Source organism: Enterobacter cloacae complex sp. ECL414, from assembly GCF_021869685.1.
Lineage (GTDB): Bacteria > Pseudomonadota > Gammaproteobacteria > Enterobacterales > Enterobacteriaceae > Enterobacter > Enterobacter kobei.
Window position 1 is genome coordinate 4,453,003 of record NZ_CP091481.1, and the last position, 24,285, is coordinate 4,477,287.

Here is a 24,285-nt window from a genome sequence, read left to right on the forward strand (position 1 = left end):
CATGGAGGTTGAATATGCTAACAGTGCCCGGCTTATGCTGGCTATGCAAAATGCCGCTTGCCCTTAGCGCCTGGGGCGTCTGTTCCGTCTGCACGCGTTCGCTGGAAAGGCGTATCACCACCTGCCCACAATGTGGTTTACCCGCCGCGAACCGCTATTTACCCTGTGGCCGCTGCCTGAAAAAACCCCCGCCGTGGAGCGCACTGGTGGCTGTGGATGATTACGTTCGGCCGCTGAGCAGGCTGATTCACGCCCTGAAGTTTTCCGGCCAGAGTTCGCTGGCACCGCCCCTTGCCCGCCTGTTATTGCTGGCGGTTTTACAGGCACGGCGAACCCGCGCCCTGCCGAAAATTGATATGGTGGTCAATGTTCCCCTGTATCGCCATCGCCACTGGCGGCGTGGTTACAATCAGAGCGACCTGCTCTGCCGTCCGCTCGCCCGCTGGCTCGGCTGTCGATACACTGCCAGCGCACTCACCCGCGTACATGCCACCGCCGTTCAGCATCAGCTCAACGCCCGGCTGCGCAAAATAAACCTCAAAAATGCCTTTCGCCTTGAATTGGCGGTTAACGGCCTCCATATCGCGATTGTGGATGATGTCGTCACCACAGGCAGTACCGTTGCTGAACTTTCCCGACTGCTTTTGCGAAGCGGCGCCGCGTCGGTTCAGGTATGGTGTCTGTGCCGTACCTTGTAGCCCTTCTTCAATGGGCGTATGATTATACCCAGGTAATTTAGTCAACTATTAGGCCAAAGCTATGATCCGTATTTCCGATTCTGCACAAGCGCACTTTGCCAAACTGCTGGCAAATCAGGAAGAAGGGACGCAGATCCGCGTGTTTGTGATCAACCCAGGCACGCCGAATGCAGAATGCGGTGTCTCTTATTGTCCACCAGACGCTGTGGAAGCAACTGACACTGCCCTTAAGTTTGAACAGCTCACCGCTTATGTTGATGAGCTGAGCGCGCCGTATCTTGAAGATGCGGAGATCGACTTCGTCACCGACCAACTGGGCTCTCAGCTGACCCTGAAAGCGCCGAACGCCAAAATGCGTAAAGTCTCAGACGATGCCCCGCTGATGGAGCGCGTTGAATATCTGCTGCAATCCCAGATCAACCCCCAGCTGGCGGGTCATGGTGGTCGCGTTTCCCTGATGGAAATCACGGAAGACGGCCTGGCGATCCTGCAGTTTGGTGGCGGCTGTAACGGTTGTTCTATGGTCGATGTGACGCTGAAAGAAGGGATCGAGAAGCAGCTGCTGAACGAGTTCCCGGAACTGAAAGGCGTACGTGACCTGACCGAGCACCAGCGCGGCGAGCATTCTTACTACTAAGCCGTCTGCCTTTGCCCGGTGGCGCTGCGCTTACCGGGCCTACAAAACAGTTACTGCATTCGAATCGCAGGCCGGGTCAGGCGAAGCCGCCACCCGGCTTTTGTTTTCCCGCCGCGCCTCCTCTATATGTTGACCTGCGTCTCATAATTCACATTTTGCCTGCCTGGGTGATTCTCAACCACGCCATGTTACCCGTATCATTCTCGTGGGCACTAAGCACACTCATAACAGCCGACTAAACTTAATGGTTTGCAAGGCATCAGTATTAGTGCCGTTACTTCTCTGTTCCCAGTTGGGACAATCGGAATGTGTCGTTGAAACAATGACGTTACCCATAACAATTCAAAGGCCAGGTAAATCATGCCATTAGTCATCGTTGCTATCGGTGTTGTGTTATTACTGCTCTTGATGATCCGTTTCAAAATGAACGGATTTATCGCTCTGGTTCTGGTGGCACTTGCAGTCGGTCTGATGCAGGGTATGCCGCTGGTTAAAGTTATCAGCTCCATTAAAGCCGGTGTCGGCGGCACGCTCGGCAGCCTGGCGCTGATCATGGGCTTCGGTGCCATGCTCGGCAAAATGCTGGCAGACTGTGGCGGCGCGCAGCGTATTGCCACCACGCTTATCGACAAATTTGGTAAGAAGAACATTCAGTGGGCGGTGGTGTTGACCGGTTTTACCGTCGGTTTCGCGCTGTTCTATGAAGTGGGCTTTGTGCTGATGCTGCCACTGGTGTTCACCATCGCAGCGGCAGCTAACATTCCGCTGCTGTTTGTGGGTGTGCCAATGGCTGCGGCGCTGTCCGTGACCCACGGCTTCCTGCCACCTCACCCGGGCCCAACGGCAATCGCCACCATCTTCCACGCCGATATGGGTAAAACCCTGCTGTTCGGTACGATTCTGGCAATCCCGACCGTGATTCTGGCAGGCCCGGTATATGCCCGCTTCCTGAAAGGTATCGATAAGCCAATTCCGGAAGGTCTGTACAGCGCGAAAACCTTCACCGAAGAAGAGATGCCAGGCTTTGGCGTCAGCGTCTGGACCTCACTGGTACCGGTGATCCTGATGGCGATGCGCGCCGTGGCAGAGATGATCCTGCCGAAAGGTCATGCGTTCCTGGGCGTGGCAGAGTTCCTGGGCGATCCGGTCATGGCTACGCTGATTGCCGTCCTGATCGCGATGTTCACCTTCGGTCTGAACCGGGGTCGTTCAATGGATCAGATCAACGACACATTGACCTCTTCCATCAAAATTATTGCCATGATGCTCCTGATCATCGGCGGTGGCGGTGCGTTCAAGCAGGTGCTGGTTGACAGCGGCGTGGACAAATATATCGCTGCGATGATGCATGAAACCAACGTGTCGCCGCTCCTGATGGCCTGGTCTATTGCCGCGGTTCTGCGTATTGCGCTGGGTTCTGCAACCGTTGCTGCGATTACTGCAGGCGGTATCGTTGCGCCGCTGATTGCCACCACGGGCGTCAGTCCTGAGCTGATGGTTATCGCGGTCGGTTCCGGTAGCGTGATTTTCTCTCACGTGAACGACCCGGGCTTCTGGCTGTTTAAGGAGTACTTCAACCTGACCATCGGTGAAACCATCAAGTCCTGGTCCGCGCTGGAAACCATTATTTCGGTGTGTGGCCTGGTTGGGGTGCTGCTGTTGAATATGGTGGTTTGATGTCATAAGTCGGGTGGCGGCTTCGCCTTACCCGACCTACTGGCTCCATGTAGGCCCGGTAAGCGTAGCGCCACCGGGCAATAAAAAACCCGCCACTGGCGGGTTTTTTATCACTTCTTAGCAGCCGCTTTTCGCCGCTTATCCAAATCCTTAATCAGCCTGTTCACCCCGTCATCGGCAAACATCTTCTCAAGCGTTGTGGACAATTTGCGACGCCAGTTCTTGTACTGATAGCTGGTGCCCGGGATGTTCACCGGCTCCGCCATATCAATCCAGTCTTCCGGCTGAAGGCCAAGCAGAGCGCTGTTGCTGTCGGCAATATAGCGCTGCAAACCGCGGTTGAGCGTTGGCGTCATCGCCATCAGCGACGCCTTGTGACCGGCGCGCTTCGGCAGGCAGCCATGCTTATGCAGCGCATCCAGCAGCCCCTGCTTCGCCAGCTCGCGATCCTGATACAGCCCGCGCAGAACCTCTTCATCAGGATAGAGACCCAGCGTTTTCCCGAGCGTCAGATCGCCGCTTTCCCAGTAGCCTCTGAGCGTAGGAAGATCATGCGTCGTCGCGACTGCCATTGACTGTTCTGGATACGCTTTCGGCGCGCGGAAGGTTTTCTCATGGTCGTTTTCAAAATAGAGCACTTTATAGGAGTACACGCCGCTGTCGCGGAGCTTGCTAACAATTTCCACCGGCACGGTACCGAGATCTTCCCCGATCACCATACACTGGTGACGCTTACTCTCCAGGGCCAGGATCGACAGCAGATCGTCTACCGGATACTGGACGTACGCGCCGTGATCGGCCGTTTCACCGTAAGGGATCCACCACAGGCGCAGTACGGACATGACGTGGTCAATACGCAGCGCGCCACAGTTTTGCATGTTCGCACGCAGCAGGTCGATAAACGGCTCGTAGGCGCGCGCCGCCATCACGTGCGGATCCATCGGCGGCAAGCCCCAGTTCTGACCGAGCGGCCCAAGGATATCCGGCGGCGCACCGACGGACGCTTTCAGGCAGTAAAGCTCACGGTCACACCAGGTTTCCGCGCCGCCTTCTGCCACACCGACGGCGAGGTCGCGATACAGGCCGATCGGCATGTTATAGCCCTGGCTTACCTGCCAGCAGGCGGCAAACTGGCTGTAGGCCAGCCACTGCAGCCACAGATAGAAGTCCACCTCGTCGGCATGCGTTTTACAGAAGGCTTTGACTTCCGGGGTGTCCACGGACTGGTACGCTTCCGGCCAGACCGGCCAGCCCCAGCGCATTTCGTCCTCTTTCACCTGATGCGCGTGCAGCGCATCGAATGCCGCCTGCCAGTAGAGACTTTCGCCTTCCTGCGCCACAAACTGGCGGAAGGCCGCCATCTGATCGTCATCGCGCTTAGCAAAGCCTTTCCAGGCCAGACGCAGCGCCGCCATTTTTAGCGCGGTCACAGTAGCATAATCGACCCAGTCCGCTTCGCGGGCCTGTTTCAGCATCTGCTTCGTGGTCTCAAGCTTCCACCACGCCTGCGCGTCTTTACTGTTTTTAAAATCATCCAACGCGTTAACGTCGATATAAATGACGTTCAGCCAGCGACGGGAGGACGGGCTGTACGGGCTGGCGCTTTCCGGGTTCGCCGGATAGAGCGCGTGGATCGGGTTGAGGCCGATGAACGCGCCGCCGCGCTCACCCACGGAGGCCAGCATATTCTTCAGATCGCCAAAATCGCCGATGCCCCAGTTGCTGTCGGAACGCAGCGTGTAGAGCTGCACGCAGGCGCCCCACAGCTTTTTGCCTTCGAGCAGCGCCTGCGGCTCATAGCAGCGTTTTGGCGCGACGATCACCCGGCAGTGAAAACGCTGCTCGTCCTGGGTGAGCGTCAGGCTGTGATAGCCCTCCGGCAGTTTCGCCGGAAGGTTAAACGCTTTGCCGCCGGTGGCGTGGCCTTTATGCTGATGCCCCTCTTCGGTGGTGAGCAGCCAGCTAAACTCGCCGCGCCCCTCCACCGTCAGCGACATTTTTTTGCCCGCAGTAAAGACCTTTACGTTTGGCACCGGTAGTGCCGACGCTTTCGCGTCGGCTTTGTGCATGGCATTCAGCAAACGTCTTTTGGTGTCCGCACCAATAGACTGCGGTTTGCCGTGCGCATTGATGTAACTGAGGCTAATTCCCGCCGCCTGCGCGGCACTGTCCAGACGTTTACTCTCCATCGCGCTTCCTTAGCGTTTTGCCTGCCAGATACGAGCCTGATAATCACGGATTGAGCGGTCAGAGCTGAACATACCGCAGCGCGCCGTGTTCAGAATGCATGCCCGGATCCACACGTCCTGGTCGCGATACAGCACGTCGACCTGCTTTTGCGCGTCCACATAGGCGGTGAAATCGGCCATCACCAGATACGGGTCACCGCCATGCTTGTCCATGCTGTGCAGCATCTGGTCAAACGCGTGCTTGTCACCGTCGCTGTATTTACCGCTCTCCAGCTCTTTCAGCACCGCATCCAGCACTTTGTCTTTCTTACGCCATTTCACCGGGTCGTAGCCTTTGGCCTTGATGGCTTTCACCTCTTCCACGGTATGACCGAAGATGAAGATATTCTCTTCACCGACCTGCTCAGCGATTTCGACGTTCGCACCGTCCAGCGTGCCAACGGTCAGCGCACCGTTCAGCGCCAGCTTCATGTTACCGGTGCCGGAGGCCTCTTTCCCTGCGGTCGAGATCTGCTCGGAAATATCCGCCGCCGGGATCAGCATTTCAGCCGCCGAGACGCAGTAATCCGGCAGGAACACCACCTTCAGCTTGTCGCCCACCTTCGGATCGTTGTTGATCGCCGCCGCCACTTTATTAATGGCGAGGATGATATTTTTCGCCAGGTAGTAGCCCGGTGCCGCTTTCGCACCGAACAGGAACACGCGCGGCACGCGGTCGGCCTGCGGGTTCTCGCGGATCTCTTTATACAGCGCCAGGATGTGCAGCAGGTTAAGGTGCTGACGTTTGTACTCATGCAGGCGCTTGATCTGGATATCGAAAATGGCATTCGGGTTGATCTCAATCCCTGTGCGCGCTTTCACAAACGCCGCCAGACGAACTTTGTTCTCCAGCTTGATGGCACGGTACTGCTCGCGGAACTTCGCGTCATCCGCGTATTTTTCCAGGTTGATGAGCTGGTCCAGATCGTTGGCCCACTCTTTCTTCAGGGTCTTATCCAGCAGATCGGCCAGCAGCGGGTTGCACTGCTTGATCCAGCGACGCGGCGTGATGCCGTTGGTCACGTTGTGGAATTTGGTCGGCCACAGCTGGTGATATTCCGGGAACAGATCTTTAACCACCAGATCCGAGTGCAGGGCCGCTACGCCGTTCACCGCAAAGCCGCTCACCACGCACATGTTCGCCATGCGAACCTGCTTATCGTGAACCACTGCCAGCTTCGCCCAGACCGCTTTATTGCCTGGCCAGGTTTTATCCACCAGGGTTTTAAACCGATCGTTAATCTTGTTGATGATCTGCATATGGCGCGGCAGCAGCGCTTTCACCAGCTTCTCATCCCAGCACTCCAGCGCTTCCGGCATCAGGGTGTGGTTGGTGTAGGCGAAGGTGCGGCTGGTAATCGCCCAGGCGTCATCCCAGCTCAGCTGATGCTCGTCGATCAGCACGCGCAGCAGTTCAGGAATGGCGATGGTCGGGTGCGTGTCGTTGAGCTGAATCACTTCGAAGTCCGGCAGCTGTGCCAGCTTGCGGCCCGCCAGGTGATGACGGCGCAGAATGTCCGCCACGGAGCAGGCGCACTGGAAATACTGCTGCATCAGACGCAGTTTTTTACCCGCCAGATGGTTGTCGTTCGGGTAGAGGACTTTGGTCAGCTTCTCGGCGTCGATACCCTGCTGCTCGGCACGCAGGAAATCGCCGTCGTTGAATTTGGTCAGGTTGAACGGATGAGCGTGCTTCGCCTGCCACAGGCGCAGCGGCTGCGCCACGCCGTTACGGTAGCCAAGCACCGGCAGATCCCAGGCTTCACCGGTGATGGTGAAAGCCGGTTCCCAGAGGCCTTGCTTTGTGACTTTCCCACCGATGCCGACCTGCACGTCCAGCTGCGCATTGTGGCGGAACCACGGGTAGGTATTGCGGTGCCAGTCATCTGGCGCTTCCATCTGGTGACCATCAGCGAACGACTGACGGAACAGGCCATACTGATAGTTGAGGCCATAGCCAATGGCGGACTGGCCAACCGTTGCCATGGAGTCAAGGAAGCAGGCCGCCAGGCGACCCAGACCACCGTTACCGAGAGCTGGGTCAATCTCTTCTTCCAGCAGGTCAGTCAGGTTGATGTCGTGCGCTTTCAGCACATCACCCACCTCCTGATACCAGCCAAGGTTCAGCAGATTGTTGCCCGTCAGGCGGCCAATCAGGAATTCCATCGAGATATAGTTGACGTGACGCTGGCCTTTGACGGGCTTCGCCACGGGTTGAGCATCCAGCTGCTCTGCGAGCGCCCCGCTCACCGCCTGCCACCACTGGTGAGGCGTCATCTCGTTTGCAGCATGAAGGCCAAAACGCTGCCACTGACGCGTCAGGGCAGCCTGGAATTGAGCTTTGTTGAAGGTAGGCTGTGACATAGGGGATCGGCATCCTTTAGAAAGAAAACACAAGTTGGCGCTAGTGTGCCTGGCTCATTTCACCTCTTCCTCATCCTGTGGGGGATTAGACAGGGAGGAGTAGCGGGGATGAGCATAAAAGTGTGATCGAGGCCACTCTCAGAGCATAGCCTGAGTGTGCCCGGAAGAGGAAAACGTCACCGGGAAGAATGTCAAAGAAATGAAATGCAGTTTCGGACGAAATTAATCCGCGCTGAAATGATTACTTACGTAGAATAATATTTCTGCAATTGGGTCATATCTAAGGAGATTATTAAGCTCACTGAACTTTACCCGGACTTTATTAAATTTGGCGTCACTATCCCTTTCTGAAACCAGTTTCAGCATAACCGCAAGAGAACCATACAAGCCAGCACTGGCGCGGCGTCACAGCCCTTTCAGGAAAGTTCCATCATCTGCCTGAATGTTTTGTGACAGAGTGCAAATTCAGAGCCACCAAATCCAGACATAACTTGCAATAGTTCTCTATCTGTCCGACCTTATAGCTATTAATTACGAAGCGCAAAAAAATAAAATCTCTCGTTCCCCACAGTGAAGTGAAACCTATGTTGATTCCGTCTAAATTAAGTCGCCCGGTTCGTCTCGACCATACAGTGGTCCGCGAGCGTCTGCTGGCTAAACTTTCCGGCGCGCATAATTTCCGACTGGCGCTGGTTACGAGCCCTGCAGGTTATGGAAAAACAACGCTCATTTCGCAATGGGCCGCAGGTAAGAGCGATCTTGGCTGGTACTCCCTTGATGAGGGCGATAACCAGCAAGAGCGTTTTGCCAGCTATCTGATTGCTGCCATTCAACAGGCCACGAATGGACACTGCGTCGCCAGTGAGGTGATGGTGCAAAAGCGCCAGTACGCCAGCCTGTCCTCCCTTTTCTCTCAGCTGTTCATTGAACTGGCTGAATGGCATCGTCCGCTTTATGTGGTGATTGATGATTATCATCTGATTTCAAATCCGGTTATCCACGAGTCGATGCGTTTCTTCCTGCGCCATCAACCGGAAAACCTGACCCTGGTGGTGCTGTCGCGCAACCTGCCGCAGCTGGGCATTGCCAACCTGCGCGTGCGCGATCAGCTGCTGGAGATTGGCAGCCAGCAGTTGGCCTTTACCCATCAGGAAGCGAAACAGTTCTTCGACTGTCGCCTGACCTCGCCGATTGAGGCCGCTGAAAGCAGCCGCCTGTGCGATGACGTCGCGGGCTGGGCCACGGCGTTGCAGCTGATTGCCCTCTCTGCGCGGCAAAACAACAGCCCGACACACCAGTCGGCACGGCGTCTGGCCGGTATCAACGCCAGCCATCTCTCTGATTATCTGGTGGACGAGGTGCTGGACAGCGTTGATCCTTCAACCCGTCATTTCCTGCTGAAAAGCTCCCTGCTGCGTTCGATGAACGACGCGCTGATCGTGCGCGTTACCGGCTGTGAAAACGGCCAGTTACAACTGGAGGAGATTGAACGTCAGGGCCTGTTCCTGACACGCATGGACGATCCCGGCGAGTGGTTCAGCTACCATCCCTTGTTTGGTAGCTTCCTGCGCCAGCGCTGTCAGTGGGAGCTTGCCACAGAACTGCCGGAAATCCATCGCGCCGCCGCTGAAAGCTGGATGGCGCAAGGCTTCCCGAGCGAGGCCATTCACCACGCGCTGGCTGCCGGTGACGCCAGTATGCTGCGCGATATTCTGCTCAACCACGCGTGGGGGCTGTTTAACCACAGCGAACTGACGCTGCTGGAAGAGTCGCTGAAAGCCCTGCCGTGGGAGAGCCTGCTGGAGAACCCGCGTCTGGTTCTGCTGCAGGCCTGGCTGATGCAAAGCCAGCACCGCTACAGTGAGGTCAATACCCTGCTGGCGCGTGCCGAGCAGGAGATGGAAAGTGAAATGGATACCACCCTGCACGGCGAATTTAACGCCCTGCGGGCGCAGGTCGCAATTAACGACGGCGACCCGGATGAAGCGGAACGGCTGGCGATGGTCGCGCTGGATGAACTGCCGCTGGCTAATTTCTACAGCCGCATCGTGGCGACCTCGGTACACGGGGAAGTACTGCACTGCAAGGGCGAGCTGACGCGCTCCCTTTCCCTGATGCAGCAAACCGAGCAGATGGCGCGCCGCCATGATGTGTGGCACTACGCCCTGTGGAGTCTGATTCAGCAAAGTGAAATTTTATTCGCTCAGGGGTTCCTGCAGGCTGCCTGGGAAAATCAGGAAAAAGCGTTCCAGCTGATTCGTGAACAGCATCTGGAACAGCTGCCGATGCACGAGTTCCTGTTGCGCATTCGCGCTCAGCTGCTATGGGCATGGTCACGCCTCGATGAAGCAGAAAGCTGCGCCCGTCAGGGTGTGAACGTGCTCTCTGGCTTCCAGCCGCAGCAGCAGCTGCAGTGCCTGGCGCTGCTGGTGCAGTGCTCGCTGGCGCGCGGCGATCTTGATAACGCCCGCAATCACCTTAACCGTCTGGAAAACCTGCTCGGCAACGGCCAGTACCACAGCGACTGGGTGTCAAACGCCGATAAGGTCCGGGTGATTTACTGGCAGATGACGGGGGATAAAAAATCCGCCGCCAACTGGCTGCGTCATACGCCAAAACCAGAGTTTGCCAATAACCACTTCCTGCAAAGCCAGTGGCGCAACATCGCCCGCGTGCAGATCCTGCTGGGTGACTTCGAGCCTGCCGAGATCGTACTGGAAGAGTTAAACGAAAACGCCCGTAGCCTGCGCCTGATGAGCGATCTGAACCGCAACCTGCTGCTGCTTAACCAGCTTTACTGGCAGGCGGGACGCAAAAATGACGCCCAGCGCGTGCTGCTGGAAGCGCTGCAGCTGGCGAACCGTACCGGGTTTATCAGCCACTTTGTGATTGAAGGTGAAGTGATGGCGCAACAGCTGCGCCAGCTGATTCAGCTGAATACCCTGCCGGAGCTGGATCAGCATCGTGCTCAGCGTATTCTGCGCGAGATTAATCAGCATCATCGCCACAAATTTGCGCATTTTGATGAGAACTTCGTTGAACGTCTGCTAAACCATCCGGAAGTGCCGGAGCTTATTCGCACCAGCCCGCTCACCCAGCGGGAATGGCAGGTGCTGGGGCTGATCTATTCCGGCTACAGCAACGAGCAGATTGCCGGTGAGCTGGCGGTGGCGGCGACCACCATCAAAACGCACATTCGTAATCTGTATCAGAAGCTGGGTGTGGCGCATCGTCAGGATGCGGTACAGCATGCGCAGCAGCTATTGAAGATGATGGGGTATGGCGTGTGATTCCTTGCCCGGCGGCGCTACGCTTGCGCGGGCCTACGGGGTTTTGTAGGCCGGGTAAGCGCAGCGCCACCCGACACAATTCCTAGCACAATTCCAGCTGTAAATTATTATCTTTAATCACCTGCATCACGCCCGCTGGCGGCATCGCGTCGGTGTAGACCGCATCCACAATGCTGATGCTGCCCATGTTCACCATCGCGTTACGGCCAAACTTCGAATGGTCCACCACCAGCATCACGTGGCGTGAATTTTCAATAATCGCGCGCTTGGTGCGCACCTCGTGGTAATCAAACTCCAGCAGCGAGCCGTCGCTGTCGATACCGCTGATCCCCAGAATGCCGAAGTCGAGGCGGAACTGAGAGATAAAGTCGAGCGTCGCTTCACCGATAATGCCCCCGTCGCGGCTGCGCAGTTCACCACCGGCGAGGATGATCCGGAAATCGTCTTTCTGCATCAGAGTGTTGGCGACGTTCAGGTTGTTAGTGACCACGCGCAGGTTCTCGTGATCCAGCAGCGCGTGAGCAACCGCTTCCGGCGTGGTGCCGATGTCAATAAACAGCGTCGCCCCGTTTGGGATTTGGCTCGCCACTTTACGGGCTATGCGTTCTTTTTCCGCCGTCTGCGTGGCTTTACGGTCATGCCAGGAGGTGTTGACCGAGCTGGACGGCAGCGCCGCACCGCCGTGGTGGCGCAAAATACGGTTCTGATCGGCCAGATCGTTAAGGTCACGACGGATCGTTTGCGGGCTGACGGCAAACTGCTCGACCAGCTCTTCGGTGCTGACGTATCCCTGTTTTTTGACCAGTTCGATAATGGCGTCATGACGTTGTGTTTGTTTCATCAATTATCCCTGAGAATTATGTTCGTTTTCGCGCATGGAGCGTGTCGGCAAGCGCCATTGCCAGCCCGACCGCCAGGCCAGTGACGTGCGCACCATTGGCGATAGACATACCAAACAGATCAAACCATCCGGCAATTAGCCATATTAACGCAAAGGCTATTAATCCGCGTTGTAAATAGATGCCGCTTTCCGGGTCGCGCTCTCCGCGAAGCCAGACATAGCCCATCAGGGCGTAGACGACGCCCGACAGCCCACCGAACCACGGGCCGCTGAATTTATGCTGCACGTAGCCGCTCAACAGGGCGCTAATCACGGTGATTACGATCAGCTTACCGCTGCCGAGTCGCTTCTCGACAATCCCGCCGAGATACCACCACCACAGCAGGTTGAAGAGAATATGCATCACTGAGAAGTGCATCAGCGCATGAGTGAAGTAGCGCCAGACGTCAAACTCCAGAGAGGGGTCATACGGCCACGCCAGGGCGATCATCACGCTCTGGTCGCCCACCACGTTCATGATAATGAAGACGATAATACAGGCGGCCATCAGCAGCAGCGTAAACGGCCCTGCGCGCTCGCGAATAGTGGCAAGAAAAGGGAAACGACTGTAATGCAATCCGCTGCCCGTCTGGCCGGATTGCCAGCTTGCCGCCAGATAGCGCGGGTCGCCAGGATTCTCAAGAAAACGCGCCAGCTCCTCGTTTACCCGCCCGGCCTGGCTCTCATCGGCCAGCCAGACATCGGTCTGCGTATGTTGCTGAATGGTCAGAATAACGCCCTGCGTTGCCATATAGTCGACAAACGCCTGGGCGACGCGCGGATTGGTAAAAGAGGTGATCATCAACATGGGCAGCGGTCGCTTATTTCCACACAAAAGGGAACAGTATAGCGGGATTAGCGCTCAAAGGCGTATTCCACTTCTGCCGGGAAATGACGATGCCAGGCATCGAAGCCGCCGTCGACGCTGTACACCGCGTCGTAGCCCTGCTGAAGCAGATACTGCGCCGCGCCTTTGCTGCTGTTGCCGTGGTAACACATCACCATCACCGGCGTATCGAAGTCGTTATCGCGCATAAACGCGCCCAGCGTGTCATTGGTGAGATGGAACGCGCCCGGCGTATGGCCCATCGCAAAACTCTGCGGATCGCGGATATCCACCAGCACCGCCGTTCCCTGGTGCATCTTCTGATGGGCTTCTTCTACGTTAATACATTCAAACTGATCCATGGTGTTCTCATCTTATATTCAGGTGTGGTGCGGTTTTCCCCCTCACCCTACCCTCTCCCGGAGGGAGAGGGAAACGGATCCCCCTCTCCCCGTGGGAGAGGGCTGGGGTGAGGGCATCAGACCGCACTATTTTACCCCGTAGTGTACGTCCTGGCGGCGGGTAAACGCCATTATGTTATCCATATCACTCTAAATTGTTTTTTTGATGTTACCAAAAGCGCGTTCCTTTGCTATTATGAGCGATATCGAACATTTTTGAGCTTTAACGAAAGTGCATGAGGGTGTTATGGAAACCAAAGATCTGATTGTGATAGGCGGTGGCATCAACGGTGCCGGTATTGCGGTCGATGCCGCAGGACGCGGTTTATCCGTGCTGATGCTGGAAGCTAACGATCTCGCCTGCGCGACGTCGTCCGCCAGCTCCAAGCTGATCCACGGTGGCCTGCGCTACCTGGAACACTACGAATTCCGCCTGGTCAGTGAAGCGCTGGCCGAACGCGAAGTGCTGCTAAAAATGGCGCCGCATCTGGCGATCCCGATGCGTTTCCGTCTGCCCCATCGCCCGCACCTGCGTCCGGCATGGATGATACGAATTGGTCTGTTTATGTACGATCATCTGGGTAAACGCACCAGCCTGCCGGGTTCGAACGGTTTGCGTTTTGGCTCAGAATCGGTCCTGAAGCCTGAAATCGTGCGCGGTTTCGAATATTCCGACTGCTGGGTGGACGATGCACGTCTGGTGCTGGCGAATGCGCAGATGGTGGAGAAGAAAGGTGGCGAGGTGAAAACCCGTACCCGCGCTACCGCCGCGCGTCGTGAAAACGGCCTGTGGATCGTCGAAGCAGAAGACATTGATACCGGCGAGAAATTCAGCTGGAAAGCGCGCGGTCTGGTGAACGCCACCGGTCCGTGGGTGAAGCAGTTCTTCGACGACGGCATGCATCTGCCTTCGCCGTACGGCATCCGCCTGATCAAGGGCAGCCATATTGTGGTGCCGCGCGTACACACGCAAAAACAAGCGTACATTCTGCAGAACGAAGATAAGCGCATCGTGTTTGTGATCCCATGGATGGACGAATTCTCGATCATCGGCACCACCGACGTGGAGTACAAAGGCGATCCGAAAAACGTTGAGATCGACGAGAGCGAAGTGAACTACCTCCTTAAAGTGTATAACGCACACTTTAAGAAACAGCTGTCCCGCGATGACGTAGTCTGGACTTACTCCGGCGTGCGTCCGCTGTGCGATGACGAGTCTGACTCACCGCAGGCCATCACCCGCGACTATACGCTCGATATTCACGACGTAGACGGCCAGGCGCCGCTGCTGTCGGTGTTTGGCGGCAAGCTCACCACCTACCGCAAGCTGGCGGAGCACGCGCTGGAAAAACTGGCCCCGTACTATAAGGGCATTGGCCCGGCATGGACCAAAGGCGCGGTATTGCCCGGCGGTGATATCGGCGACAACCGCGACGATTATGCCGCGAAGCTGCGCCGTCGCTTCCCGTTCATTACCGAAGGCATGGCGCGCCACTACGCCCGCACCTACGGCAGCAATACCGAGCTGTTCCTCGGTGATGCGAAGGACATTGCGGATCTGGGCGAGCATTTCGGTCACGAGCTGTACGAAGCCGAGCTGCGTTACCTGGTCGAGCACGAGTGGGTTCGCCGCCTGGACGACGCCATCTGGCGCCGTACCAAAGAAGGGATGTGGCTGAATGCCGAACAGCAGTCACGTGTGGCGCAGTGGCTGCAGCAGCATGCGGGAAAGCGTGAGCTGTCGTTAGCGTCTTGATGTAAAAAAGCCCGGTGGCGCTACGCTTACCGGGCCTACGGGATCGAGTAGGCCTGGTAAGGCGAAGCCGCCACCCGGCTATGTTTTTACAGCCTCACCGGATCAATATGCCAGATCGTCTCGGCATACTCCTTGATGGTCCTGTCGGACGAGAAATACCCCATATTGGCGATGTTATGCATCGCAGCACTGGTCCACTTCTCCTGCTGACGGTACAGTTCGTCCACCTTATCCTGACAGTCCACGTAGCTGCGATAATCCGCCAGCACCTGGTAGTGATCGCCAAAGTTAATCAGCGAATCCACCAGATCGCGATAGCGGCCCGGCTCGTCCGGGCTGAATACACCGGTCGCGATTTGCGTCAGTACCTGACGTAACTCTTCATCTTTTTCATAGAACTCACGCGGCGAGTAGCCTTTTCTGCGCAGCGCCTCCACTTCTTCCGTGGTGTTCCCGAAGATAAAGATGTTCTCAGCCCCTACGTGCTCCAGCATCTCAACGTTCGCCCCGTCCAGGGTGCCAATGGTCAGCGCACCGTTGAGGGCAAACTTCATGTTACTGGTCCCGGAGGCTTCCGTACCCGCCGTCGAAATCTGCTCAGAGAGATCCGCCGCCGGGATGATCAGCTGCGCCAGGCTTACGCTGTAGTTCGGGATGAACACCACCTTCAGCTTGTCGCCAATATCCGGATCCAGGTTGACGACCTTCGCCACATCGTTGATGAGATGGATAATGTGCTTCGCCATGTAATAGGCGGAAGCGGCTTTACCGGCGAAGATTTTCACGCGCGGCACCCACTCGGCCGTCGGGTCGGCCTTAATCCGGTTGTAGTGGGTAATCACATGCAGCACGTTCATCAGCTGACGCTTGTACTCGTGAATACGTTTGATCTGCACGTCAAACAACGCTTTCGGGTTGGCGACCACGTTCAGATGCAGCGCAAGGTAAACCGACAAACGCTTTTTGTTCAGCAGCTTGGCTTCGCGCACGGCTTTGTTCACCGTCGGGAAATCAATGTGCTGTTCCAGCTCGCTCAGCTGGCTCAGGTCGGTGCGCCAGGTGCGGCCAATGTTCTGATCCAGCACGTCAGAAAGCGGCTGGTTCGCCAGCGCCAGCCAGCGACGCGGCGTGACGCCGTTGGTCACGTTGCAGAAACGCGTCGGGAAGATCTTCGCGAAATCCGCAAACAGCGACTGCACCATCAGGTTTGAGTGGAGCTCAGACACGCCGTTTACCTTGTGGCTGATCACTACCGCCAGCCAGGCCATGCGTACGCGACGACCGTTGGATTCATCAATGATCGACGCCCGGCTCAGCAGGCCGGTATCGTTCGGGTACTGCTCCTGCAGCGTCTTGAGGAAGTAGTCGTTAATCTCGAAGATAATCTGCAGATGGCGCGGCAGGATTTTGCCGAGCATATCCACCGGCCAGGTTTCCAGCGCTTCGCTCATCAGCGTGTGGTTGGTGTACGAAAACACCTGGCAGGTCACTTCGAATGCCTCATCCCAGCTGAACTTATGCTCGTCGATAAGCAAGCGCATCAGCTCTGGAATAGAGAGCACCGGGTGCGTGTCGTTGAGGTGAATCGCGGTTTTCTCCGCCAGATTGGCGTAGGTTTTGTGCAGCTGGTGATGGCGGCTGAGGATATCCTGAATCGTCGCCGAGACGAGGAAATACTCCTGGCGCAGGCGCAGCTCGCGGCCGGAGTAGGTTGAGTCATCCGGATAAAGGACGCGGGATACGTTTTCAGAGTGGTTTTTATCTTCCACCGCGGCGAAATAGTCACCCTGATTGAATTTACCGAGGTTAATCTCGCTACTGGCCTGGGCGCTCCACAGGCGCAGCGTGTTGGTGGCATCGGTGTCATAGCCGGGGATGATCTGGTCGTAGGCCACGGCCAGGATCTCTTCGGTCTCCACCCAGCGGGATTTTTTGCCTTCCTGCTGAATACGCCCGCCAAAGCGCACCTTGTAGCGGGTATTGTGACGCTTGAACTCCCACGGGTTGCCGTACTCCAGCCAGTAGTCCGGCGACTCTTTCTGACGCCCGTCGACGATGTTCTGCTTGAACATGCCGTAGTCGTAGCGAATGCCGTACCCGCGTCCCGGCAGCGCCAGGGTCGCCAGCGAGTCGAGGAAGCAGGCGGCAAGACGCCCCAGGCCGCCGTTGCCGAGGCCCGGGTCGTTCTCTTCGTCAATCAGCTCTTCTAAATCCAGCCCCATCTCTTCGAGGGCGGTTTTAACGTCGTCGTAAATGCCGAGCGACAGCAGCGCGTTGGAGAGCGTGCGGCCAATCAAAAATTCCATCGACAGGTAGTAAACCTGACGCGTTTCCTGCGAGAGCTGGGCGCGGTTTGATCGCAGCCAGCGTTCAACTAAACGGTCGCGCACCGCAAACAGAGTGGCGTTCAGCCACTCATGTTTGTTGGCGATGACCGGATCTTTCCCGATGGTGAACATCAGCTTATAGGCGATGGAGTGCTTTAACGCCTCAACGCTGAGCGTGGGTGAAGAGTAGCTAAATGGAGCATTCATATCAGTAACTTCGCCTCGTTACATCAAGCGTTGATAAAGATCGCGGTACGACTGCGCCGCAACGTGCCAGCTAAAGTCCATGGACATCGCCTGACGTTGTACGTAACGCCACAGCGACGGACGGGACCACAAGACGAAAGCACGCCGAATCGCCCGAAGCAGCGACCAGGCATTACTGTCTTCAAAAACAAACCCGCTGGCGATACCGTCCGCCAGGTTTTCCAGTGAGCTATCGGACACCGTATCCGCCAGTCCGCCCGTGCGGCGTACCAGCGGCAGGGTGCCGTATTTCAGGCCATAGAGCTGCGTCAGGCCGCAGGGCTCGAAGCGGCTTGGCACCAGAATGACGTCTGCGCCGCCCATAATGCGGTGCGAAAATGCCTCGTGGTAACCAATCTGCACGCCCACCTGCCCCGGGTGTTCCGCTGCCGCCGCGAGGAAACCTTCCTGCAGCACCGGGTCGCCTGCGCCGAGCAGCGCCAGCTGTCCGCCCTGCTCGAGCAAGCCGGGCAGCGCCTCCAGCACCAGGTCCAGCCCTTTCTGGCTGGTCAGGCGGCTCACCACCGCGAAGAGCGGCACTTTGTCGTTGACCTTCAGCCCCATTGCAATCTGCAGCTGGCGTTTGTTTTCCGCTTTGTCTTCCACGGAATCGCGGCCATAGCGTGCCGCCAGCAAGAGATCGGTTTCCGGACTCCAGATCTGTTCATCCACGCCGTTCAGAATGCCCGACAGGCGGCCTTCCCGATGGCGCTGTTGCAGCAGCCCTTCCATGCCGTAGCCAAACTCCGGCTGGGTGATTTCTCGCGCATAGGTTGGGCTGACCGCCGTGATGTGATCGGCGTAGTACAGCCCCGCCTTCAGGAACGAAATCTGCCCCTTAAACTCCAGCCCGTGCATGTTATAGAACGACCATGGCAGATCGATGTCATTCATATGATGCGCGTAGTACATCCCCTGATAGGCGAGGTTATGCACCGTAAAGACCGATTTTGCCGGGTGACCGCGCGCGGCGAGATACGCCGGAGCCAGCCCGGCATGCCAGTCGTGCGCGTGCACCACATCCGGACGCCAGAACGGATCCAGCCCCGTAGCCATTTCTGCCCCGACCCAGCCGAGCAGCGCAAAGCGCAGCACGTTGTCGGTATAGGCGAACAGGTTCGTATCGTGATACGGGCTGCCCGGTCGGTCGTATAAGTGTGGCGCGTCGATCAGGTAAATCCCTACGCCATTGTAATGTCCAAACAGCAGGGTGATGCGTCCGGCAAACGTCTCACGGCGGGTCACAACCTTTGCATCAGGAATGCCGCGCCGGATATCCGGGAAGGCAGGCAGCAGGACTCGGGTATCCACGCCTCCGGCGATTTGTGCCGCCGGTAATGCACCAAGAACATCCGCCAGACCGCCCGTTTTTAACAACGGGAACATCTCAGAACATACGTGTAAAACCTGCATCATCGCTCCTGTTTGATCTGCAGCTTCCGCAACATTTCCCGTGTGACTAACACGATCCCCTCTTCCGAACGGTAGAAACGACGCGCGTCTTCTTCCGCGTTTTCACCGATGACCATCCCCTCAGGGATGACGCAGGCGCGGTCGATCACGCAACGACGCAGACGACACGAACGCCCTACCCAGACATCCGGCAATAAGACCGCCGAATCGATATTACAGAATGAATTTATCCGCACGCGCGGGAACAGCACGGACTGCACCACCACCGAACCGGAGATAATGCACCCGCCAGAGACCAGCGAGTTCAGCGTCATACCGTGGCTGCCGGAGCGGTCCTGCACGAATTTGGCCGGCGGCAAGGATTCCATGTGGGTACGAATCGGCCAGTTCTGGTCGTACATATCCAGCTCAGGCGTGACTGAGGCCAGATCGAGGTTCGCTTTCCAGTACGCTTCCAGCGTGCCCACATCGCGCCAGTAAGGCTCGGCATTCGGGTCTGACTGCACGCAGGACAGCGGGAAAGGATGTGCATACGCCATGCCAGCTTTGGTGATTTTCGGGATGATGTCTTTACCGAAGTCGTGGCTGGAGTTTTCGTCTTTGTCGTCGTCTTCCAGCAGCTCATAAAGATAATCTGCATCAAAGACATAGATCCCCATGCTGGCGAGGGATTTAGTGTCATCGCCCGGCATGGTTGGCGGGTTCGCCGGTTTTTCGACGAAGTCGATGATTTTATCGTCGGCGTCCACGTGCATCACGCCAAACGCCGTCGCCTCGGCAACGGGCACCGGCAGACACGCCACGGTGCAGCGCGCGCCTTTTTCGACGTGGTCGATGAGCATGTGGGAGTAATCTTGCTTGTAGATGTGATCCCCGGCGAGGATCACAATGTATTCCGCGTTATAGCGACGAATGATGTCGAGGTTCTGCGTCACCGCATCCGCCGTCCCGCGATACCAGTTCTCGCCGTGAACACGTTGCTGAGCAGGAAGGAGATCGACAAACTCGTTCATCTCTTCACTGAAGAATGACCAGCCGCGCTGAATATGCTGAACCAGCGTGTGCGACTGATACTGCGTAATGACGCCAATACGGCGAATGCCTGAGTTCAGGCAGTTGGAGAGCGCAAAGTCGATGATGCGGAACTTACCACCAAAGTGAACGGCCGGCTTGGCGCGCTTGATGGTCAAATCTTTCAGACGGGTACCACGCCCGCCCGCAAGTATCAGGGCAACCGTTTTTAATGGTAGCTGGCGTGCCAACATTAAGGGATCGTTCTTCTCTAATCTAACCATGACTAACTCCTTTTTTATCATCTTTGGAATACGCACACTCCGTGCGCAGGCCCGTGCCAGACAGCCATTACTACCGGATTATCCGCTCCGGCAAAGGGGGGAACAGCGCGCCATTCCCCGTCAGGTAAAACAATCTCTGCGACGTCATCCGTCGCGTTCAGCGTCACCAGCCACTTATCCGACAGCAGGATTTGCAGACAGGTGATGCCGTGTTGCCACTCTTGCGCACTCAACGGTTGCGCGTCTTTATTCAGCCAGCGAACGTTGCCGTCGCCCTCTTCCCACCAGCGATCGGCGGTGAGCGCGGGGATCTGCTGGCGAAGGTGGATCAGCGCTGCGGTGAAATGGGTCAGCCCACTGTTCGCCTCACCCCAGTCGAGCCAGGTCAGGGTATTGTCCTGGCAATAGGCGTTATTGTTGCCGTGCTGACTGTGGCCGTGCTCATCGCCCGCCAGCAGCATCGGCGTGCCCTGCGATAACAAAAGCGTCGTCAGCAGCGCATGAACGCTGGCGCGACGCCGCTCAATCACGTCCAGGCTCCCGCCTAATCCTTCTATACCATGATTAAAGCTATGGTTATTGTTAGTCCCATCGCGATTCTCTTCGCCGTTCGCTTCATTGTGTTTCTGATTGAAACAAACGCAGTCGCGCAGCGTAAAACCGTCGTGCGCCGTCACCAGATTAATGGTGGCCGACGGCCGTTTGCCGTCGCGCCTGAAGAGATCGCTGGAGGCGGCAAAGCGCCCGGCGAACTCCCCCAGTGACAGATCGCGCGCCAGCCAGAAGCGGCGCATGGCATCGCGATAATGGTCGTTCCACTCGGCAAACAGTGGCGGGAAATTCCCCACCTGATAGCCACCCTCACCGATGTCCCACGGCTCGGCGATCAGTTTCACCTGCGAGAGCACCGGGCAATTTTTGATGGCCTCAAACAGAGGAGCCTGCTGGCTGAATGCCGGCGTGCGTCCCATGACGGGCGCCAGGTCGAAACGAAAACCGTCGACGTGGAACGTCTCAACCCAGTATTTCAGGCATTCATAAGCAAAATGCGTGACCGCCGGATGGCTGAGGTTGAGGGTGTTACCGCAGCCGGTCCAGTTCTCGTAATCGCCATCCTCTCTGATCCAATAATAGCTACGGTTATCAATTCCGCGCATGGAGAGCGTCGGGCCGTCGAGATCGCTTTCAGCGCTGTGGTTCAGCACCACGTCCAGAATGACCTCAATGCCCGCCGCGTGCAGCGCCTTCACCGCATCACGAAACTCGTCCCGCGCCGTCTCCGGATGGGCGGCGTAGCGGGGTTCTAGGGCGAACATCGCCAGCGGGTTGTAGCCCCAGTAGTTGCTCAGCCCCAGCCGCTGCAGGCGGGGTTCATTGGCGAAATGGGCGACGGGGAGCAGTTCCAGCGCGGTGATACCGAGGTGTTTCAGATAGGCAATCATCGTCGGATGGCCGAGTGCCTGATAGGTGCCGCGCATCGCGTTGGGGATCGACGGGTGCAGCCAGGTCAGCCCTTTGACATGCGCTTCATAAATCACGGTGTTGCCCCACGGCGTGCGCGGCGGAGCATCGTCTTCCCAGTCGTAGAGGTCGTTCACCACCACGCTTTTGGGCACGACCGGCGCGCTGTCGCGGTGGTCGGGCTCACCGTAGCCGACGTGAAACAGCGGGTCGTCTTTAAACTCGCCATCGACGCGGTGCGCGCACGGGTCAATCAACAGCTTCGCCGGGTTAAACCAGTGCCCCTGAGCCGGTTGCCACGGACCGTGTACGCGAAAACCGTAATGCATCCCCGGACGCCCGCCGGACAGGTACCCGTGCCAGATATCCCCTGTGCGAGACGGTAAATCGTAACGGTGCTCGTTACCTTCCCCGTCAAACACACAAAGTTCCACCCGCTCCGCGTGAACGGAAAAGAGCGTGAAGTTCACGCCCTTACCGTCAAAACGCGCGCCGAGCGGTTCGGGATGACCTGCCGTAAGCTGCGTCATTCACCCTCCCGCATCAGCCAGATGGTGCCAAGCGGCGGCAGCGTCAGGCTCAGGGAGTTTGGCCGCCCGTGGCTTTCGATGGCGTCGCTCTGCACCAGCCCGCCGTTACCGGCGTTGCTGCCGTGGTAGTGCATGGAATCGGTATTCAGAATTTCGCGCCATTTCCCCGGCTGGTTAATGCCAAAGCGGTAGTGTTCGCGCGGTACCGGCGTGAAGTTACTGGCGACGATGATTTCGTTGCCGGCTTTATCACGACGCACAAAGACAAATACCGAACGCTCATGGTCGTCCACTACCAGCCACTCGAAGCCGTAGGGGTCGAAATCCAGCTCGTGGAGGGCTTTGTGATGGCGATAGGTCAGGTTCAGGTCACGCACCAGACGCTGCACGCCGTGGTGCCAGTTGTCGCCGCCTTCCAGCAAATGCCAGTCGAGACTGGAGTCGTGGTTCCACTCGCGCCCCTGGGCAAATTCATTGCCCATAAACAGCAGTTTTTTACCCGGGAAGGCAAACATCCAGCCGTAGTAGGCGCGCAGGTTGGCAAACTTCTGCCACGCATCGCCCGGCATACGGTCGAGAATGGATTTTTTGCCGTGCACCACTTCATCGTGCGACAGCGGCAGCATGAAGTTTTCGGTGTAGTTATAGAGCAAGCCGAAGGTGAGCTTGTCGTGATGGTACTGACGGTACACCGGGTCGAGCTTCATGTAGTCGAGCGTGTCGTGCATCCAGCCCAGGTTCCACTTATACCAGAACCCCAGACCGCCTGATGACGGGGGTCGGGAGACGCCTGCAAAGTCCGTCGACTCCTCCGCCATGGTAACCGCACCCTCGACCTGCTCACCGATAATACGGTTAGTGCTGCGCAGGAATTCAATCGCTTCCAGGTTTTCGCGGCCGCCATACTCGTTCGGGATCCACTCGCCCTCTTTGCGGCTGTAGTCGCGGTAGATCATTGACGCCACCGCATCCACGCGCAGGGCATCAATGCCGAAGCGCTCAATCCAGTACAGGGCATTGCCGACCAGATAGTTCGCGACTTCACGACGACCATAGTTGTAGATCAGCGTGTTCCAGTCCTGGTGATAGCCTTCGCGCGGGTCGCTGTGCTCGTACAGTTTTGTGCCGTCAAACTCTGCCAGCGCAAAGTCATCAGAAGGGAAATGGCCAGGCACCCAGTCGAGGATCACGTTCAGCCCGGCGGCGTGCGCGGCATTAATGAAATAGCGGAAGTCATCGCGCGTGCCGAAGCGGCGTGTTGGGGCATACAGCCCGGTTGGCTGGTAGCCCCAGCTGCCGTCGAACGGGTGCTCGTTAACCGGCAGCAGTTCGAGGTGGGTAAAGCCCATCCATTTAGCGTACGGCACCAGCTGGTCGGCGAGTTCCCGGTAGCTCAGCCAGAAGTTGTTATCGGTGTGGCGGCGCCAGGAGCCGAGATGCACTTCATAGACGGAAATCGGCGCATCAAAGCGGTTGGCCTGTTTACGCTCTTCCGTCTGGACCACCTTCTCCGGCAGGCCGCAAATCAGCGACGCCGTGTCCGGACGCATCTGCGCCTCGAAGGCATACGGGTCGGCTTTAATTCGCAGCTTGCCGTGAGCATCGATCATTTCGAATTTGTAGAGCTGGCCGTTATGCGCCCCCGGGATAAACAGCTCCCAGATGCCCGTCTCCCGGCGCAGGCGCATCGGATGGCGACGACCGTCCCAGTAGTTAAACTGCCCGACAACGGAGACGCGCTGGGCGTTAGGCGCCCACACCGCAAAACGCGTGCCGGTGATGCCGTCCATGGTATCCGCATGAGCACCCAGCGTTTCATAAGGGCGCAGATGCGTACCTTCAGACAGCAGCCAGGCGTCCATCTCTTTTAAGAGCGGACCGAAGCTGTAAGGATCATCAATCAGGTTTTGCTGGCCGTGCCAGATAACGGCGAGTTGATAACGAAAGGGGTTTTTACGACGGGGCATGATGCCCGAGAAGAAGCCACGCGAGTCGAGGCATTCAAGATTGGCCACCTTGCGGCCGGTTTTGGGCTCGATGACCCACACTTCGGTCGCATCCGGTAACAACGCCCGAACTTCCAGCCCGGCCTCTGTACGGTGCATCCCCAGCACGGAAAAGGGGTCTGCAAAATGACCCGCAATAAGCGCATTAATCACGTCTCTATCCACACGATCGGACATGGTATTCATCCTGTTTTTTATGTCGTCCTTTTTTAGCGCCTGGGACGACTTTAATGTGACCTGACGGGCATCC

Annotated in this window: 15 protein-coding genes; 5 read left to right on the forward strand and 10 right to left on the reverse strand. The window is 57.4% G+C overall.

Annotated features, from left to right (window positions below):
- Positions 1-14: 14 nt before the first annotated feature.
- The 3 genes from gntX to gntT all read left to right on the forward strand — a co-directional run bounded on the left by gntX (position 15) and on the right by gntT (position 3,012).
- Entirely contained in the window at positions 15-698 is a 684-nt protein-coding gene (gene gntX / locus L3068_RS21575) for a DNA utilization protein GntX (protein ID WP_117581788.1), read from the forward strand.
- 61 nt (positions 699-759) lie between these two features.
- The gene (gene nfuA / locus L3068_RS21580; protein WP_003861601.1) at positions 760-1,335 is read left to right on the forward strand and encodes a Fe-S biogenesis protein NfuA; all 576 of its coding nucleotides are present in this window, start codon (positions 760-762) and stop codon (positions 1,333-1,335) included.
- Between the two features lie 360 nt (positions 1,336-1,695).
- Positions 1,696-3,012: a gluconate transporter gene (gntT, locus tag L3068_RS21585; protein ID WP_014885546.1), complete on the forward strand. Its 1,317-nt coding sequence runs from the start codon at positions 1,696-1,698 to the stop codon at positions 3,010-3,012.
- A 110-nt stretch (positions 3,013-3,122) separates the two neighbouring features.
- On the opposite strand, the gene malQ is transcribed toward gntT, so the two are convergent.
- Together malQ and malP are read right to left on the reverse strand one after the other, a co-directional pair.
- Entirely contained in the window at positions 3,123-5,201 is a 2,079-nt protein-coding gene (malQ, locus tag L3068_RS21590) for a 4-alpha-glucanotransferase (protein WP_047343548.1), read from the reverse strand.
- A 9-nt stretch (positions 5,202-5,210) separates the two neighbouring features.
- Positions 5,211-7,604 (reverse strand): maltodextrin phosphorylase, encoded by a 2,394-nt coding sequence (malP, locus tag L3068_RS21595; RefSeq protein ID WP_117581790.1) that lies wholly within the window; start codon positions 7,602-7,604, stop codon positions 5,211-5,213.
- Positions 7,605-8,188: 584 nt separating this feature from the next.
- Here malP and malT point away from each other — a divergent pair.
- Positions 8,189-10,894 (forward strand): HTH-type transcriptional regulator MalT, encoded by a 2,706-nt coding sequence (gene malT / locus L3068_RS21600; RefSeq protein ID WP_014885549.1) that lies wholly within the window; start codon positions 8,189-8,191, stop codon positions 10,892-10,894.
- Positions 10,895-10,976: 82 nt separating this feature from the next.
- On the opposite strand, the gene L3068_RS21605 is transcribed toward malT, so the two are convergent.
- The 3 genes from L3068_RS21605 to glpE are packed head-to-tail and all read right to left on the reverse strand — an operon-like array spanning position 10,977 to position 12,962.
- On the reverse strand, positions 10,977-11,735 hold the full coding sequence (locus L3068_RS21605) for a DeoR/GlpR family transcriptional regulator (RefSeq protein ID WP_014885550.1): 759 nt from the start codon (positions 11,733-11,735) through the stop codon (positions 10,977-10,979).
- Between the two features lie 16 nt (positions 11,736-11,751).
- A complete protein-coding gene (glpG, locus tag L3068_RS21610; protein ID WP_014885551.1) occupies positions 11,752-12,582 on the reverse strand; it encodes a rhomboid family intramembrane serine protease GlpG in 831 nt (276 codons plus the stop codon).
- Positions 12,583-12,629: 47 nt separating this feature from the next.
- Positions 12,630-12,962 carry a thiosulfate sulfurtransferase GlpE gene (glpE, locus tag L3068_RS21615; RefSeq protein ID WP_014885552.1) on the reverse strand — a complete coding sequence of 111 codons (333 nt, stop codon included), beginning with the start codon at positions 12,960-12,962 and terminating at the stop codon, positions 12,630-12,632.
- 286 nt (positions 12,963-13,248) lie between these two features.
- Between glpE and glpD the strand changes: the two genes are divergently transcribed.
- The gene (gene glpD, locus L3068_RS21620; protein WP_014885553.1) at positions 13,249-14,757 is read left to right on the forward strand and encodes a glycerol-3-phosphate dehydrogenase; all 1,509 of its coding nucleotides are present in this window, start codon (positions 13,249-13,251) and stop codon (positions 14,755-14,757) included.
- Between the two features lie 86 nt (positions 14,758-14,843).
- On the opposite strand, the gene glgP is transcribed toward glpD, so the two are convergent.
- The 5 genes from glgP to glgB are packed head-to-tail and all read right to left on the reverse strand — an operon-like array spanning position 14,844 to position 24,212.
- The gene (glgP, locus tag L3068_RS21625; protein ID WP_014885554.1) at positions 14,844-17,291 is read right to left on the reverse strand and encodes a glycogen phosphorylase; all 2,448 of its coding nucleotides are present in this window, start codon (positions 17,289-17,291) and stop codon (positions 14,844-14,846) included.
- A gap of 18 nt (positions 17,292-17,309) precedes the next feature.
- Positions 17,310-18,743, reverse strand: a complete 1,434-nt coding sequence (glgA, locus tag L3068_RS21630; RefSeq protein ID WP_023331499.1) for a glycogen synthase GlgA — start codon at positions 18,741-18,743, stop codon at positions 17,310-17,312.
- The gene (gene glgC / locus L3068_RS21635) at positions 18,743-20,038 is read right to left on the reverse strand and encodes a glucose-1-phosphate adenylyltransferase (RefSeq protein WP_023337914.1); all 1,296 of its coding nucleotides are present in this window, start codon (positions 20,036-20,038) and stop codon (positions 18,743-18,745) included. Before glgC ends, glgA begins: the two co-directional genes overlap by 1 nt.
- A gap of 17 nt (positions 20,039-20,055) precedes the next feature.
- Positions 20,056-22,029, reverse strand: a complete 1,974-nt coding sequence (gene glgX, locus L3068_RS21640; protein WP_088127372.1) for a glycogen debranching protein GlgX — start codon at positions 22,027-22,029, stop codon at positions 20,056-20,058.
- On the reverse strand, positions 22,026-24,212 hold the full coding sequence (gene glgB / locus L3068_RS21645) for a 1,4-alpha-glucan branching enzyme (RefSeq protein ID WP_014885558.1): 2,187 nt from the start codon (positions 24,210-24,212) through the stop codon (positions 22,026-22,028). The genes glgX and glgB overlap by 4 nt, the downstream gene beginning before the upstream one ends.
- Positions 24,213-24,285: the final 73 nt, after the last annotated feature.

Bases quoted from the DNA above. Each gene is read 5' to 3' on its own strand.
- nfuA (WP_003861601.1), top strand. From the start codon at position 760: ATGATCCGTATTTCCGATTCTGCACAAGCGCACTTTGCCAAACTGCTG.
- glgX (WP_088127372.1), bottom strand. From the start codon at position 22,029: ATGACGCAGCTTACGGCAGGTCATCCCGAACCGCTCGGCGCGCGTTTT.
- glgP (WP_014885554.1), bottom strand. From the start codon at position 17,291: ATGAATGCTCCATTTAGCTACTCTTCACCCACGCTCAGCGTTGAGGCG.
- glgB (WP_014885558.1), bottom strand. From the start codon at position 24,212: ATGTCCGATCGTGTGGATAGAGACGTGATTAATGCGCTTATTGCGGGT.
- glgA (WP_023331499.1), bottom strand. From the start codon at position 18,743: ATGCAGGTTTTACACGTATGTTCTGAGATGTTCCCGTTGTTAAAAACG.
- glpG (WP_014885551.1), bottom strand. From the start codon at position 12,582: ATGTTGATGATCACCTCTTTTACCAATCCGCGCGTCGCCCAGGCGTTT.
- glpD (WP_014885553.1), top strand. From the start codon at position 13,249: ATGGAAACCAAAGATCTGATTGTGATAGGCGGTGGCATCAACGGTGCC.
- malP (WP_117581790.1), bottom strand. From the start codon at position 7,604: ATGTCACAGCCTACCTTCAACAAAGCTCAATTCCAGGCTGCCCTGACG.
- gntT (WP_014885546.1), top strand. From the start codon at position 1,696: ATGCCATTAGTCATCGTTGCTATCGGTGTTGTGTTATTACTGCTCTTG.
- malQ (WP_047343548.1), bottom strand. From the start codon at position 5,201: ATGGAGAGTAAACGTCTGGACAGTGCCGCGCAGGCGGCGGGAATTAGC.
- malT (WP_014885549.1), top strand. From the start codon at position 8,189: ATGTTGATTCCGTCTAAATTAAGTCGCCCGGTTCGTCTCGACCATACA.
- glpE (WP_014885552.1), bottom strand. From the start codon at position 12,962: ATGGATCAGTTTGAATGTATTAACGTAGAAGAAGCCCATCAGAAGATG.
- gntX (WP_117581788.1), top strand. From the start codon at position 15: ATGCTAACAGTGCCCGGCTTATGCTGGCTATGCAAAATGCCGCTTGCC.
- glgC (WP_023337914.1), bottom strand. From the start codon at position 20,038: ATGGTTAGATTAGAGAAGAACGATCCCTTAATGTTGGCACGCCAGCTA.
- L3068_RS21605 (WP_014885550.1), bottom strand. From the start codon at position 11,735: ATGAAACAAACACAACGTCATGACGCCATTATCGAACTGGTCAAAAAA.